The following is a 14421-nucleotide window of genomic DNA, read 5'->3' as shown; positions in this document are numbered from 1 at the left end:
GATCCTATCAGTTCATGCGCGACTTGACTTCGCCGATGGCGGATTTGAAAAGTTTTGCGTTTGCTGCGGCAGTTGTTTTTTCTGCGATCAGCTTTTCGGACGCGGCAATGGCGATGTCGACAGCAGCGGCGCGGACAGCACCGATGGCATCGGCTTCCGCCTGCTTGATCTTCTGTTCCGACAGAGCGTTACGGCGCGCGACGAACTCTTCCGTCTTGACCTTGGCGTCTGCGGTCAGTGCTGCGGCTTCGCGTTCAGCCGATGCGATGATGTTGGCAGCATCAGCTTCGGCTTCTTTGCGCTTGCGCTGATATTCGGCCAACAGGTGCTGGGCTTCTTCACGCAGCCGCTTGGCTTCTGCCAGTTCTTCCTTGATGTTGCCGGCGCGCTCATCGAGCGAGCCTGCCAACATGCCTGGAACCTTGAGATAGGCAATCAGGACGAAGAAGAGAACGAGGCCGACGAGTGCGAAAAATGTTGCATCGAACGCCATATCAAGCTCCCTTCACTGCGGATGCAGTTGTTACAGCTGCTTTGACATCAGCATCCTTGACCTTGACGCCGATCAGCTGATCGACGATCGCGGTGGCAGTTTCTTCGGCAATGGTGCCGACGTCTGCAAGTGCCTGCTGCTTGATGCCGGCGATGCGTGCTTCCGCAGCGGCCAGCTTTTCAGCCAGCGAAGCTTCGATAGCGGCGCGATCTGCATCTGCCTTGACCTTTGCGGCTTCGCGGGCGGCAGCGGCAATGGAGCCAGCCTTGGCGCGAGCAGCGCTGAGTTCTTTTTCGTAAGTTTCGATAGCGGCATCCGCTTCGGCCTTCAGCCGGGACGCTTCATCGAGATCCTGTGCAATACGGCCATGACGGTCTTCAAGAATGCCACCAACGCGGGGCACGATGACCTTTTTCATCAGGACGTAGAAAAGACCAAATGTAATTGCCAGCCACAGAAGCTGGGACGCATAAGTGGACTGATCGAACGGTGGGAACACAGGGGATCCGTGACCGGCATCATGTGCCACTCCGGTTTCCGTATGTGTGGCTTCCGGAGCTGTTTGGCCGACAGCCGGTGTTACCGTATTCGTTTCAGTTGACGCCGGTGCTGACTGGGCAAAAGCCTCGGTCACGAACATGCTCACCTCCAGGGGACTGCAAATGCGAAGGATCACGGCACGCTGTTGGCGAGCCGTGATCCATACCTGATGCTGATATTAGACAGCGAACAGGAGAAGAAGAGCGACGAGCAACGAGAAGATGCCCAAAGCTTCGGTAACGGCGAAGCCGAATACCAGACGGCCAAACTGGCTGTCAGCGGCAGACGGGTTGCGCAGTGCGCCGGACAAGAAATCGCCGAAGATACGGCCGAGAGCGAGGGACGTACCAGCCATGCCGAGGCATGCGAGACCTGCGCCGATGTACTTTGCTGCTTCCGCTTCCATGTAAAGACTCCTTAGAACTGGTTGTTGCGGCTGTTATTGACACCCGTTTTGGGGTCAGCGACTTTATTCTCAGTGACCACCATGCACGGCGTCGTTCAGGTACATGCAAGTGAGTACCGCAAAGACATATGCCTGCAAGAAAGCTACGAGAAATTCGAGACCGGTCATAGCGACCGTCATGATGAGTGGCAGGACTGCGCCACCGATGCCCAGAGCGCCCAAAGCACCCATGGAAGCGACGAAGCCCGAGAAAACCTTCAGCGTGATGTGACCGGCCAGCATGTTCGCAAAGAGACGAACGGAAAGGCTGATGGGACGCGACAGGAAGGAAATGATTTCAATCGACGACACAAGCGGCAACAGCACCTTGGGCACGCCCGCAGGAGCGAAAATGCCGAGGAAGTGCAGGCCATGCTTATAGAAACCGTAAACGACGACCGTTGCGATAACCAGGCATGACAGCGCGAATGTGACGATGATCTGGCTGGTGACCGTGAAGAAATACGGGAACATGCCGAGCAGGTTTGCAGTCAACACGAACATGAACAGCGAGAAGACAAACGGGAAGAAAACCATTCCCTTTTTGCCAGCGCCTTCACGCAGCATCGATGCGATGAATTCATAGGACATTTCAGCAACGGACTGCATGCGGGTTGGGATCAAACCGCGGTTCGACGTTGCGAAATACAGGAAGCCGGAGGCAGCAGCCACCGTTGCGACCATGAAAAGCGACGCATTGGTGAACGAAAAATCGACGCCACCGATCTCAATCGGAATGATCGGCGTTACCATGAACTGATGGGTCGGATCGTTTGCCACCGTATGCCCTCTTTACCTATTGCCGCAAAATGCGGCCTTACTTCTTTATATGGAAAGCGGCGATTACTCGCCCTTCTTTCCACCCTCGTCTTTCCCCAGTCCGCCTTCCAGAAGCGGCGGTTTTGCCACCACTCCGGCAGAACGCAGAACGTTCAGCACGCCTGCACAAAAACCGAGAAGAAGAAGAATGATCATTCCCCACGGCGTCGTGCCAGCAAAATAGTCCAGAAGATAACCCAGCATCGCACCGACGATAATGGCCGAGATAAATTCGGAAGACAGCTTGATCGCGAGTGCATAGCCTTTCCGGCTCTCCTGCGCGTTCTGCTCTATCCGCTTCTCCGCCTCGTCATCCACCCGCACTTTTGCCAGTTCTTCGGCAAGGTGCTTGCGGCGCTCATCCAGACTATCGTTACGGTTGCCGGTCATTCTCAAATCCTGCCTTTTTGCTCCGTTCCAGCGTTGCCAGAACTCTTTGGAGTTGTAAACGGCAGGGCTTTAAGCCAGTTCCAGCCCGCTCTGAAGTCGCGCGCAACATAGTTTTAGGGGCTTCTGTAGTCAAGGCACTCAACGCCCTTGTTTAAGCACAAAATTATTGAGCTAAAACAATTACTTGCCGTATATCTGAAGATTTATGACAGTGTTGGCCCGCGGAATCGGCAATTTTGACACGTTTATCCCGGCAAAAAGCCCGGAATATCAGCTCCACCCGCCGCCATAGGTGCGGTAGAAGACGTGCAAGCCGATTCTACCGACCTTCTTCATGCTCTTGCCCCAGGCCGGGCGCACATAAACAGCGTGATAATGGGTGGCCGACCCGACTTCTGCCAGCCAAATCTTGCCAGCCGAGGTCGCCATGGCCACTTCACGGGCCATTTTCCAATGGCGCTCGGAGTTGATGCGGTCCTTGATATTGTCGCAGGCAAAGGAAAACTGGCAGCGATTGCGCCAATCCTTGTTCTGATAGACCACGCCGCAGATGGTTTTGGGGTAAGCGGGGTTGCGGACGCGGTTGAGAATGACCTGCGCGACGGCAGCCTGTCCTTTGACCGATTCGCCTCTGGCCTCGAAATAGATGCCGGATGCCAGACATTGCTGTTCTGCGGCGGAAAACACCTCCGCTGGCAAAGGCGTGGCCGCCCAGGAATGGTCGTCGGGGTCAATCGTTGGAATGAAGCGGCCCGCATCAGGTTTTTTCAGAATGGCATCGAACGGCGATTCGCGGGCGAAATCCGGGGCTGGCGGCGCATAGGCGGTGGCCAGCACATCGGCGTTGCGATTGGTGATCAGCTCCGCCAGCATGGGAGAGACGCTTTTTTCCGACTTGGTTTCATCCCGGCGGAAATAGAAGGAGGCAAGTTCGATATCCTTGCTCTTCTTGTCTTTGACGAAGGCGGTGCGGTCCTTGCGCTTCAGCGGCTCTATATCCAACATGCTGGTGCGTTGCAGAACGGAGCCTGCCGTGAAGGATTTTGGCGGCTGCATGATTTCATTGGAGACCACCCGCCCCTTTTTGGCGGCGCGATTGACGCGGTCGCTATCGGGGCTGGTTTCCTTGCCGCTTTTGCCCGTGACGAAGGCAACCTTGCGGCCATCCGCCGTGGTCATGCCGGAACCGCTGAGTGTCAAGGCGGCATCGGCATCGTTGAATGCAAGCGATGCGCTGTGCACGGAACCGGCGGGAGAATTGGTCAGCACCATGCGCCATTGCTGGCCACCGGCATCCAGCCCGGCCAACAGCGATGCCAGATCGGCCCGTGCTGCAAATGAAGGAAAGGCGAGCCAAGCCGCGAGGCCAAAAACAACGGGCGATGTCCACTTCTCAAGCGACAGGAAGGACCCGCGACGCGATACATTTCTTGAACGCAAAACCAGTACTCCGGACACACGCAACACACTTGGATACAGCCGGATAATCTCTCATTAACCTTGATGCATGGTTAACGGCGCGCTTTGGCACGGCTTCACGTTAACGTGTGGCCGTTCACGAAAAAGGCGCCACCTTCGGTTTGGAAGATGGCGCCCACTATAATGTGTCAGGTCAGAGTGGCTTAGATCACCACATGCGAGCCGAGTTCCACCACGCGATTGGTGGGAAGGCGGAAGTAATCCGAAGGATCTGCCGCCGTTTCGGCCAGCCCGATGAACAGGCGGTTCTGCCAACCGGGCATGACCGATTTGGGGTCCGCCACCAGTTTTCGTCTGCCCAGATAAAACGACGTGGACATGATATCGAACTTGTAACCGGTGCGGCGCAGATGGCCCAGCGCCTGCGTCACGTTTTGCGTTTCCATGAAGCCGAAGTGCAGCTCCACGATGACAAAACGCTCACTGACCTTGGTGATCGTATAGCGGTTTTCCTGATGAACGCGGGGCGTGTCTTCGGTGCGGATCGTCAAAATCACGTTCTTGTCGTGCAGGACGTGATTGTGCTTGAGATTGTGCAGCAGGGCTGCGGGTGCGGTTTCCGGGTCGCCGGTCAGGAAGATGGCCGTGCCGGGAATGCGAACCGGCGCGTGCGAGCTTTCCTTTTCAACCGATGACACGAAGGCCTTCAACGGCACGTCCGTGCGACGGGTTTTGGCGAAGAGGATTTTCGAGCCGCGCTGCCATGTGGTCATGATAACGACGAAAGCGAGCGCCAGCAGCACCGGCACGTAACCGCCATCATGGATTTTCAAAAGGTTGGCCCCGAGGAAAATCAGCTCCAGCGAAATGAACGGGAAGATGACCAGCATCGCCAGCGAATTCGACCACTTCCAATGGCTGCGTGCAAACTGGAAGAACAGCAGGCTGGTGACGACCATCGCGCCTGTGACCGAGATGCCGTAGGCGGTGGCCAGCGCATCCGAACTCTTGAATGTCAGCACCAGTGCCACGACACCGAAGAGAAGAACGGTGTTGACCGATGGCAGGTAGATTTGCCCCGTATTGGTTTCAGACGTGAACAGGATTTCCATGCGCGGCAGATAACCAAGGTTGATGGCCTGACGCACCAGCGAGAACGCGCCTGTTATCACCGCCTGACTTGCGATGATGGTTGCCGCCGTTGCCAAGATGACCGCAGGCAACAAGGCCCATTGCGGGAACATCAGGTAAAACGGGTTGGACATGGCCGACGGGTCTTTCAGGACGAGCGCGCCCTGCCCCAGATAATTGAGCGTCAAGGCTGGAAACACCAGCACGAACCACGCCCACTGAATGGGTCGGCGGCCAAAATGCCCCAAATCCGCATAGAGCGCTTCGGCACCGGTAATCGTCAGGAACACGGCACCGAGAACCACGAGGCCGTAAAAACCTTCGCTGAGCAGAAATTCGACGGCGTGTACGGGATTGAAGGCATAAAGAATGCTGTAATCATCCGAAATATGCAGCAATCCGACCAGGCCCATCACGAGAAACCAGACGGCCGTGATGGGGCCAAAGAACTTGGCGACAACTTCCGTGCCGTGCGACTGGATGGCAAAAAGGCCAACCAGAATGCCGACCGAGATGGGAATGATGAAGGAATCCATCTGCGGTGTGACGAGCTTCAGGCCTTCCACCGCCGACAGGACGGAGAGCGCCGGCGTAATCATCGCGTCGCCGAGGAAGAGTGCCGCGCCAATGAGGCCAAGCATGATGAGAAGGCTGCGCTTTGTGCCCGCCGTTTTCATCAACAGTGCCAGAAGCGACAGCGTGCCGCCTTCGCCATCATTGTCTGCCCGCAGCAGAAAACAGATGTATTTGATGGTGACGATGATGGTAAGCGCCCAGATCATCAGCGAAATGAGGCCGATGACTTCCGCTTCGGTGACGCCATCATAGGAAATGGGCTTCAAGGCTTCGCGAAAGGCGTAAAGCGGGCTGGTGCCGATATCGCCGTAAACGACACCGATAGACCCAAGCATCGCGGCAAACAAACCGGTCTTACGGTGATCATCCGCTTCGGGCTTGTCGATATTGTCCTTATCCAAGGCATGAGACATGTTGATTCTGGCTCGTTACAGCCAGCCCTTCCAGCGGAAAAAGATGAACGGAATGATGGCCGATATGAGCATGACGAAAACTGCCAGTGGATAACCATAGGACCACTGCAACTCCGGCATGACATTAAAGTTCATTCCGTAAACGGATGCCACGAGCGTCGGCGGCAGAAAAACCACCGATGCGATGGAGAAAATCTTGATGATGGCGTTCTGCTCGACATTGATAATGCCCAGCGCCGCATCGAGCAGGAACGTCAGATTGCCGGAAATGAACGACGCGTGCTCCGACAGGGACTGGATATCCCGGCTGAGCGAACGGCCCATTTCACGGGCTTCCTTGTCCTGCTGAACATTTGGCGTTGCGTGCAGGAACGATTGCAGGCGTGACAGAGACGCCAGACTATCACGCACCTTCGATATCAGCCGGTGATAGGCGGAAATATCCGCAATCTTGTCTTCCAGATAGCGCGGTGCCTTGCGCTTGCTGCGTGCCTGATCTCCGAAAATGCCTGCGGCAACCGTATCGATACGGACCACGGAATTTTCCAGAATTTCGGCGGTGCGATCCACGATGGTTTCGAGCAGCTTCATCAGCAGCGCCGTGCCGCTGCGCATTTCGTGCGGCACGCGGGTGATGGCAGCGATGAACAGGTTGAAGGACTTGGGTTCCGCATAACGGATGGTGACCAGCCGTTTGCCAGCCAGCACGAAAGCAACATCGGTCAGCCGTGGATCGCGGGAATCCGCATTCCACACCAGAGAGCCGGTCATGAACACATTGCCGTCTTCCATATAAAGACGGCTGGAAGGCTCGATGTCCTTCATGTCTTCGCGGGTCGGCAGCTCCATGCCAAGCAGGCTCTCGACGTGCATTTCCTCGGCTCTGCTGGGGTTGATCAGGTCGATCCAGACAATATCGTCCGAAATCTGCGTGACCTTATGGTCCGCCGACAGGCTGATTGCCTCGCAATTCGAGCGATAGGCTTTGATCAATCAGTTTCTCCGGTCAGCAACCCGGACTATTGCCGGAATGCTGCTCTAACACATCATGTGTAGCTTCCGCAAACGTCCGGAATGGGCGAGCGATCAAGCGGCGCGGCCTATGCGACCAATACGGCCAATAAGCAAGCGATATTTTTGCAGTGCAGTTGTGGCCGATTATCGAAAACCACAGTGACGACATGAAGAAACGAAGCAAAACAGAGGGTTACAGCAAAAATTTCTCGTGTTGCAAACCGTCAATCCAGACAAAAGAATGACAGCTATGCGTACAGCACAGCCATTCGGGCGTATTTTAGCCTCTGAACTACCTGTGGTAACTACTCAAACACGATGCGAGGTGCGGGTTTGCGTGACCCGGCACTCACCTCCGTCCACACCTTTTGTGCGATATCCTTATAAATACGGGCCTGCGGCCCATCCGGCTCTGCCACGACGACCGGCGTTCCGGCATCCGACAACTCACGAATAGAGATGGTCAACGGCACTTCGCCGAGGAAAGGAACGCCGATGCGTTCTGCTTCCGCCCGCGCGCCGCCATGGCCGAAGATGTCATATCGGTTGCCCGTATCCGGGGCGATAAAGTAGCTCATGTTTTCGACCACACCGAGAATGGGCACCTCGACCTTGCCGAACATGGTGATGCCCTTGCGCGCATCGATCAGCGCCATATCCTGCGGGGTGGACACGATGACGGCACCGGCCAGCGGCACTTGCTGGGCAATGGTCAATTGTGCATCACCCGTGCCGGGCGGCATGTCCAGCACCAGCACGTCCAGCTCGCCCCACAATACTTCACGCAACATCTGCATCAAGGCGGATTGCACCATCGGGCCGCGCCAGATCATTGCCGCTTCTTCATCCACCAGAAAGCCCATGGACATGACCTTGAGGCCGTAATTTTCCATGGGAACGATGGTGCGCCCTTCCCCCTGTTGCGGACGACCGGAGAGCTTCAAAAGCCGGGGAAGCGACGGGCCGTAAATATCCGCGTCCAATATGCCGACACGCAAGCCAAGCGTCTGGAGGCCAAGCGCCAGATTGACGGCAGTGGTGGATTTGCCCACCCCGCCTTTACCGGAGGCGACCGCGATAATCGCGCCAATACCGGGGACGCCGGCTTTTGTGCGCGGCTGCGGCGGGCCTTTGGCCTGTGGCGCAGCGGGTTTTGGGGCTGGATTTGCGCCGGGTTTGCGATCTGCCGTCAGCGCGACCATGGCCGACTTGATGCCGGAAACACTCAGCGCTGCTTTTTCAGCGGCGAGCCGCAACGGCTCCATGCTATCGGCCTGATCCGCCGGAACGGTGATGGAGAAAAAAGCCTTGGCATCGGCAATGAAAATTTCCGACACCATGCCAAGCGCGACAATGTTTTTATCGCTGCCCGGATAGACGACGCTCTGCAACGCCTGTTCGATCTGCTTCTTGTCAACCTGTGTCATGCCAGCTTCCATTGTGCCCGATAAAGCGTGTTGCGTGAAAAAACACGCTACACGCTTTATGCTTTTTTGTTTTGCGCATGTCGTTGTCGCAAAACCGCTGCACACTTTTGCGCGACATGCTTTAACCCCTCAATAACCAAGCGGGCGCACTTCGCCAATGGGAAAGCGCAAACTTCCGCTGGATCCTCAGGTTTCGTTTTCGGTCTGGAATTTTTCTGGGTCGAAAACCCGCCCATCGAAGAAAGCATCAGGCCCAAGCATGAGACCGGAGCGCGATGCGCCAACATGAACGGGCGCGTGCAACGTTCCCTCAAGCTTCATATTGGCAGACGGCACCGGCGCGAAAATTGGCTTTACCGCCTTGCGGAAGATATCCGGTCGAAACGAACCGCATGCCGCCTCATAGGCTTTTTCATCATCGATGAAATCTGCCGGGCAATCCTGTCGTTGCAGCATCTGGCTGAAGAACCACAGCGCCTGACTTTGCCAAGGGAAGTTTGCCGCCTTGCCGCTGGTGGAAAAGAAACCGGGACAGTCCAGCATTCGCGCCGGGGAATGGGAAATGTAACCTGTCAGTGCTGGCAAAATAAGATCACCATCCACTCCGAGATAGTGGGGCGCGGCAAGAATGCCCGCAAGTTCCTCAATATTGGCATGGCTGGAACACCATTCACCCGCTCTGTAAAGCGCACGCAACAGGGCTTCGAGCGTCGTGGAGTTTGCGTCTGCCCATGCACGTGAAACAGCCAGAACCTTTTCCGGCGCATTCTGCCAAATGTGCGATTTCGTGGTCAGGATGCGTGCGGTGCCGCGCAAGACGGCGAAGGAGCCATAGGGTTCTGCGACATAAAAACCATCGACCTGCCCGCTTTCCAGCAAATCCGGCATTTCGGCAGGCGCGGCATCGACAAGGGTAAAGTCGCGCCCATTCAGCAGCCGGGCGCTTGCCATGACATATCGAAACTCGAATGACGAGACCGACAGCAAATGTTCGACCGCAAAGACCAGTGACGGCAATTTAGCGGCGCGCCTTGATGACGACACGCGCGCCAAGGCGCGCGCGACCGTGCCGGGATCGGGGATTTTCATGCCCTGTTCGGCCAGATCATCGTGCAGAATTTGCGATACGGCGAGCGTGGCGCCGCCCGTTGCCAGAACGAAGGGTGCAATCAGACCGGCAGGCAAATCCGGCAGGCCAAGGGCAGAGGCGACGGGAAGTGAAGCCGGAAGATGGAGGCCGTGAAGCTCGCTCTTGCTCCACTCGCTCAACACATCACGGACAGACGGTTTTCTAAGAAGGTCTAGGGAAATGCCCTCGTCAGCGGCAAAGCCTTTTTCGGCAGCAACAACAAGGACTGCGCAATCAATCGTCGGAGAAAATCCAGCCTTGAAGCCATTCCCACCCGTCAAACGAATCTCCTCTGCCGTGAGCAATCCGAGAATTGCTCACGTTGGTTCAGATAACAATCAAAAAAACGAAAATATTACTACTTTATCAAGCCCACGCGCAAAGCCTTTGCTACGGCCTGGGTGCGATTGACCGTACTCAGCTTCTTGGTGGCGCGGTTGAGATAATGATTGACGGTGTGCTCCGACAGAACCAGAATTTCAGCGATTTCAGCGCTGGTTTTTCCTGCCGCCGTCCAGTTCAGACAGTCGATTTCACGATCGGTCAGTGTTTCGGGGATGCGTGAATCAAGGCTGCGTATATAGGCAAGGCGGCTGAAAACATGCGCCGCTACATAAGCGATCTCGGCCATCTCCTGAGGTGAGAAGGTCGACCTGTTGCCGTGCATTCCGACCGCACCTCTCTGTCCCGTGGCATCTTGAACAGGGCACCACATCGCGTTCAGCATTTCGAAGCGTTCGAAAAGATCAACCACGATCTTTGCCTCGTCCTCCTTGTACCCACGGACCACAAAGTCCTTATCGGCCACAAAGGGAACGGAGGATTGCTTCAACTCGCGCATAACATGGCTACGCGGGAGAAGACCCGTCTCGTCATACTGATGGATAAGCTCTGTCGGCCAATTGGTGATGACGGTGTATTGCGATATTTCAAGAGCGAGGTGAGATGGAAAGTTGGCAACCACGAAGGTAGTCATCCCCCAGGATTCCGCCATTCTTTTCATGAAGCGGAAAATATCAAACTGCGTTTTTGCTTCTGCCACTTCTTGCGCACATTCCGCTCCCATGGGGGCAGAAGGAGGAATTTCTGTATTAGGCATTGATTATGATTCTTTACAGGTCAGCTTAAATTCATATGGATTCGGTAAAACTAAATTTCTATGACCGCAATTATCAATTTATGAATTTTTTGCAAACAAAAGTTGGACCAGTATTTGCTAGAGTTTCTCAAGTCCCGAAAATTTAGACATAATTGTATTTTGTCTCTGCTCAATCACTCTTAATTTGGCGGTAGACGTACTGACATATCTTTGGAAATATTCTGCGCGGCATCGACGACCAAATCGGCCCATTCCTCCAGACGTTCTCGCGTCAGACGATAGGCAGGACCGGTGACGGAGATCGCCGCCTGAAATCTTTTTGCAGGCGCGGGCACAGCAACAGCGATGCATTGAATACCGCTTTCATGCTCTTCCAGATCAAACGCATAGCCGCGATGGCGAATGAGGTCGACCTCGGTTTTCAACGCGTCGGCGGACAGGATGGTGTTGGGCGTGTGGGCGCGAAACTGCACGTCACGGATGACATCGGTGAGCTCCGCTTCCGACAACAGAGACAGCGCCGCCTTGCCGACGCCCGTACAATAGACGGGCGAGACGCGACCGATCTGCGAATACATCCGCACCGCGTGCTTTCCATCGATCTTGTCGAGATAGATGATTTCCGCGCCGCGCAGCACGCCGAGGTGGACCGATTCCTGCGTTTTTTCATGGAGGATACGCAGGTGGGGTGCAGCGATGGAGCGCAGGTCATTGCCACTCCAGGCTTGCGATGCGAACGTCAAAAGCCGAACGCCAGCCGCATAGGTCTGGTCTTCGTTCTGCTCCAGCAAACCCTCTTCCAGAAGATGGGCAAGTTGCCGGTGAAGTGTGCCGCGTGGCTGGCCGGATTTCTGCAGAAGATCGGTAAACCGCAGCGGCACGGGCGACATGACGACGATTTCCAGCAAAGCGATGGCCTTGCCGAGCGTGCCGGTTGCGCTATCCTCTGTTTTATCGCCATCGCTGACGGACATGTTATTCTCCGTGCGCCAATCTGCCACCCTTGACATTGGCAACGGGCAAAGCGCAATATTCCATTCAATGAAACTTAGTTCCAAATAATGGAACTTTCAATCCTTATCTGGTGCCATGGCGACGGAAAACTCTGAACGGACGTCCGAATTTCAGGATCAAGGCGTGCTGATTACCGGTGGCGGCACTGGCATTGGGGCATCGCTTGTCACTGCATTTGCAGAGCAGGGCGCGAAAGTCGCGTTCATCGATATCAATGAACCAGCCAGCCAAGCCCTTGCCGAAACGCTGTCGACCTATACGCGGCATCCGGTGACATTTGTGCGGGCGGACCTTCGGGACCAGCCACAATTGGCGCAGGCGGTGGAAACCGCCGCTCAGGCGACTGATGGCATTCGTGTTCTGATCAACAATGCCGCGTGGGATGACCGGCACGATATCGACACCGTGACCAGCGACTATTGGGACGCCAACCACGCGGTGAACCTGAAGCCGGTGTTTTTCGTGACGCAGGCGGCTTTGCCTTATCTGCGCAAGGCCCAAGCGGCGTCGATCATCAATTTCTCGTCCATTTCCTATCTGTTGAATATGGGCGATTTGCCTGCCTATGCAACTGCGAAAGCGGGCATTATCGGCCTGACGAAAAGCCTCGCCGGACGACTTGGGCCCGAGACCATTCGCGTCAACGCCATCCTGCCGGGCATGATCGTGACCGAGCGGCAGAAGGAACTGTGGCTGACGGAGGATTCGGTGTCGCACACCGTGTCCCGCCAGTGCCTCAAACGCGCGTTGACGGCTGACGATCTTGTCGGCCCCTGCCTATTTCTGGCCTCTTCGGCATCTGCCGGAATGACGGCTCAAACAATCATCATTGATGGAGGTCTTTTGTAATGTCTGAAGCCGCATTCGTTGCCGTGGACTGGGGTACGACCAGTTTCCGGCTCTGGCTGATCGGTCAATCCGGTGAAATCCTGGCCGAGCGACGCAGCGCCGAAGGCATGACGACCGCCATGCGGACAGGATTTCCCGAGGTGCTGGCCGCCCATCTTGCGGCAATTTCCGCACCCTCTGGCCTTCCCGTCATCATCTGCGGCATGGCAGGCGCGCGTCAGGGCTGGGTGGAAGCAGGCTATGTGGACGTTCCCGCCGACCTATCGGATGTTTTGAAAGGCGCCGTGCGTGTGCCCGGACAGCAGGACGATGTTCGCATTCTGCCCGGACTTGCCCAGCGCAGCACAGACACGCCAGACGTCATTCGCGGTGAGGAAACCCAGCTTCTCGGCGCGCTATCGGCAGATTACAGGTCCGGCGAGCAACTGGTGTGTATGCCCGGCACACATTCCAAATGGGTCAATGTCAGCACTCTCAAGGTCACTGGTTTTTCCACCTTCATGACCGGGGAACTGTTCGACGTCATTTCGAAACATTCCATCCTGTCCCATGCCGTTGCCGAGGCGGAACTCTTTACGGGCGATCTGCCAGCCTTCCGCGCTGCCGTGGCCGACAGCTACAACAACCCGCAAATGGCAACGAACCGGCTGTTCACCGTCCGCTCGGGCCAGTTGCTACACGGTCTTTCCGCCACGGATGCGAAGGCAAAACTGTCCGGCACCATGATTGGGCTGGAGATTGCAGGCGCGCATTCGACCGCGCCTAAGGGATCAAAAGTGGTGCTGATTGCATCCGGCGCACTGGGCGAGCTTTACAAGGCCGCCTTTGACGCTCTTTCCATTGAATTTGTAACGATAGATGCCGATGAGGCCGTTCGCCGTGGACTTGTTGCCGCCGCAAACGCCATCTGGCACTAGAGCGCCGTGCGTCCTACTGGACACACGGCGGTGCTCTAACTTTTTGAAATGACGCATCGTGCTTTCCGAAAATCGATTCCGATTTTCGGGCCGATGCTCCAAGGAGATCACCATCATGCGCATTCCATTCCCTCCCATGAAATACCCGCTGGTCGCCATTTTGCGCGGCATCAAGCCTGAAGAAACCGAAGGTATCGTTGTTGCGCTTCTGGAAAGCGGCCTGCGCGCCATCGAAATTCCGTTGAATTCACCGGACGCCTTCCGCTCCATCGAAATTGCCGCAAAGCTTGCCCCATCAGACGCGCTGATTGGCGCGGGCACCGTGCTGACGGTTGAAGACGTTGCGAAACTTGATGCGGCTGGCGGCAAGCTGATGGTCAGCCCCAATGTCGATGTCGAGGTTATCACCGCCGCCCGCGAAAAAGGCATGGTGACCCTGCCCGGCGTTCTGACGCCAACCGAGGCGCTTCTGGCCCTTAAAGCGGGAGCCACGGGCCTGAAGTTCTTCCCAGCGAGCGTCCTTGGACCATCCGGCATCAGCGCAATCAAGGCTATTCTGCCCAAGGATACGCTGGTTGCGGCGGTTGGCGGCGTTTCCGACAAGAATTTTGGCGATTACACCAGCATCGGCGTAACAGCCTTCGGCCTCGGCACCAGCCTTTACAAGCCGGGCATGACGGCGGCAGACGTGCGGGAACGCGCAGTGATTACCGTCAAGGCCTATGACGCCGTTATCGGAGCATAAG

The 14421-nt window shown here is 56.2% G+C and carries 15 protein-coding genes; 3 read left to right on the top strand and 12 right to left on the bottom strand.

Annotation, left to right across the window (positions count from 1 at the left end):
* Positions 1 to 7: 7 nt before the first annotated feature.
* The 12 genes from RMR16_RS01680 to RMR16_RS01625 all read right to left on the bottom strand — a co-directional run bounded on the left by RMR16_RS01680 (position 8) and on the right by RMR16_RS01625 (position 11869).
* A complete protein-coding gene (locus tag RMR16_RS01680) occupies positions 8 to 493 on the bottom strand; it encodes a F0F1 ATP synthase subunit B (protein ID WP_320200816.1) in 486 nt (161 codons plus the stop codon).
* Between the two features lies 1 nt (position 494).
* Positions 495 to 1133 carry a F0F1 ATP synthase subunit B gene (locus RMR16_RS01675; RefSeq protein WP_320200817.1) on the bottom strand — a complete coding sequence of 213 codons (639 nt, stop codon included), beginning with the start codon at positions 1131 to 1133 and terminating at the stop codon, positions 495 to 497.
* Between the two features lie 78 nt (positions 1134 to 1211).
* Positions 1212 to 1439: a F0F1 ATP synthase subunit C gene (locus RMR16_RS01670; protein ID WP_027673924.1), complete on the bottom strand. Its 228-nt coding sequence runs from the start codon at positions 1437 to 1439 to the stop codon at positions 1212 to 1214.
* A gap of 69 nt (positions 1440 to 1508) precedes the next feature.
* Positions 1509 to 2258 carry a F0F1 ATP synthase subunit A gene (locus RMR16_RS01665; protein WP_320200818.1) on the bottom strand — a complete coding sequence of 250 codons (750 nt, stop codon included), beginning with the start codon at positions 2256 to 2258 and terminating at the stop codon, positions 1509 to 1511.
* 63 nt (positions 2259 to 2321) lie between these two features.
* Complete coding sequence (locus tag RMR16_RS01660) at positions 2322 to 2687, bottom strand: AtpZ/AtpI family protein (protein ID WP_320200819.1); 366 nt, start codon at positions 2685 to 2687, stop codon at positions 2322 to 2324.
* 270 nt (positions 2688 to 2957) lie between these two features.
* Positions 2958 to 4127, bottom strand: coding sequence for a cell wall hydrolase (locus RMR16_RS01655; RefSeq protein ID WP_320200820.1), 1170 nt, complete (start codon positions 4125 to 4127; stop codon positions 2958 to 2960).
* A gap of 182 nt (positions 4128 to 4309) precedes the next feature.
* Entirely contained in the window at positions 4310 to 6148 is a 1839-nt protein-coding gene (locus tag RMR16_RS01650; RefSeq protein ID WP_413786027.1) for a potassium transporter Kup, read from the bottom strand.
* A 93-nt stretch (positions 6149 to 6241) separates the two neighbouring features.
* Positions 6242 to 7219, bottom strand: a complete 978-nt coding sequence (locus RMR16_RS01645; RefSeq protein ID WP_320200821.1) for a magnesium transporter CorA family protein — start codon at positions 7217 to 7219, stop codon at positions 6242 to 6244.
* A 326-nt stretch (positions 7220 to 7545) separates the two neighbouring features.
* Positions 7546 to 8667 (bottom strand): iron-sulfur cluster carrier protein ApbC, encoded by a 1122-nt coding sequence (gene apbC / locus RMR16_RS01640; RefSeq protein WP_320200822.1) that lies wholly within the window; start codon positions 8665 to 8667, stop codon positions 7546 to 7548.
* A gap of 186 nt (positions 8668 to 8853) precedes the next feature.
* Positions 8854 to 10077, bottom strand: a complete 1224-nt coding sequence (locus RMR16_RS01635) for a CmpA/NrtA family ABC transporter substrate-binding protein (RefSeq protein WP_320200823.1) — start codon at positions 10075 to 10077, stop codon at positions 8854 to 8856.
* Positions 10078 to 10154: 77 nt separating this feature from the next.
* The gene (locus RMR16_RS01630; protein WP_320200824.1) at positions 10155 to 10895 is read right to left on the bottom strand and encodes a helix-turn-helix transcriptional regulator; all 741 of its coding nucleotides are present in this window, start codon (positions 10893 to 10895) and stop codon (positions 10155 to 10157) included.
* Positions 10896 to 11074: 179 nt separating this feature from the next.
* A complete protein-coding gene (locus RMR16_RS01625; protein ID WP_320200825.1) occupies positions 11075 to 11869 on the bottom strand; it encodes an IclR family transcriptional regulator in 795 nt (264 codons plus the stop codon).
* A 115-nt stretch (positions 11870 to 11984) separates the two neighbouring features.
* On the opposite strand from RMR16_RS01625, the gene RMR16_RS01620 reads away from it, so the two are divergent.
* The 3 genes from RMR16_RS01620 (at position 11985) to RMR16_RS01610 (ending at position 14420) form a co-directional block, all read left to right on the top strand.
* Positions 11985 to 12758 carry an SDR family NAD(P)-dependent oxidoreductase gene (locus RMR16_RS01620; protein ID WP_320200826.1) on the top strand — a complete coding sequence of 258 codons (774 nt, stop codon included), beginning with the start codon at positions 11985 to 11987 and terminating at the stop codon, positions 12756 to 12758.
* Positions 12758 to 13675: a 2-dehydro-3-deoxygalactonokinase gene (locus RMR16_RS01615; RefSeq protein ID WP_320200827.1), complete on the top strand. Its 918-nt coding sequence runs from the start codon at positions 12758 to 12760 to the stop codon at positions 13673 to 13675. Before RMR16_RS01620 ends, RMR16_RS01615 begins: the two co-directional genes overlap by 1 nt.
* A 115-nt stretch (positions 13676 to 13790) precedes the next feature.
* Positions 13791 to 14420 carry a 2-dehydro-3-deoxy-6-phosphogalactonate aldolase gene (locus RMR16_RS01610; RefSeq protein ID WP_320200828.1) on the top strand — a complete coding sequence of 210 codons (630 nt, stop codon included), beginning with the start codon at positions 13791 to 13793 and terminating at the stop codon, positions 14418 to 14420.
* The last annotated feature ends 1 nt before the right edge of the window (position 14421 follow it).

This window comes from Agrobacterium sp. rho-13.3 (assembly GCF_033957765.2).
In the GTDB taxonomy this organism is placed as follows: Bacteria; Pseudomonadota; Alphaproteobacteria; order Rhizobiales; family Rhizobiaceae; genus Agrobacterium.
The sequence above is the reverse complement of the archived record's forward strand: the minus strand, read 5'-3'. Positions and strand labels throughout refer to the sequence as shown.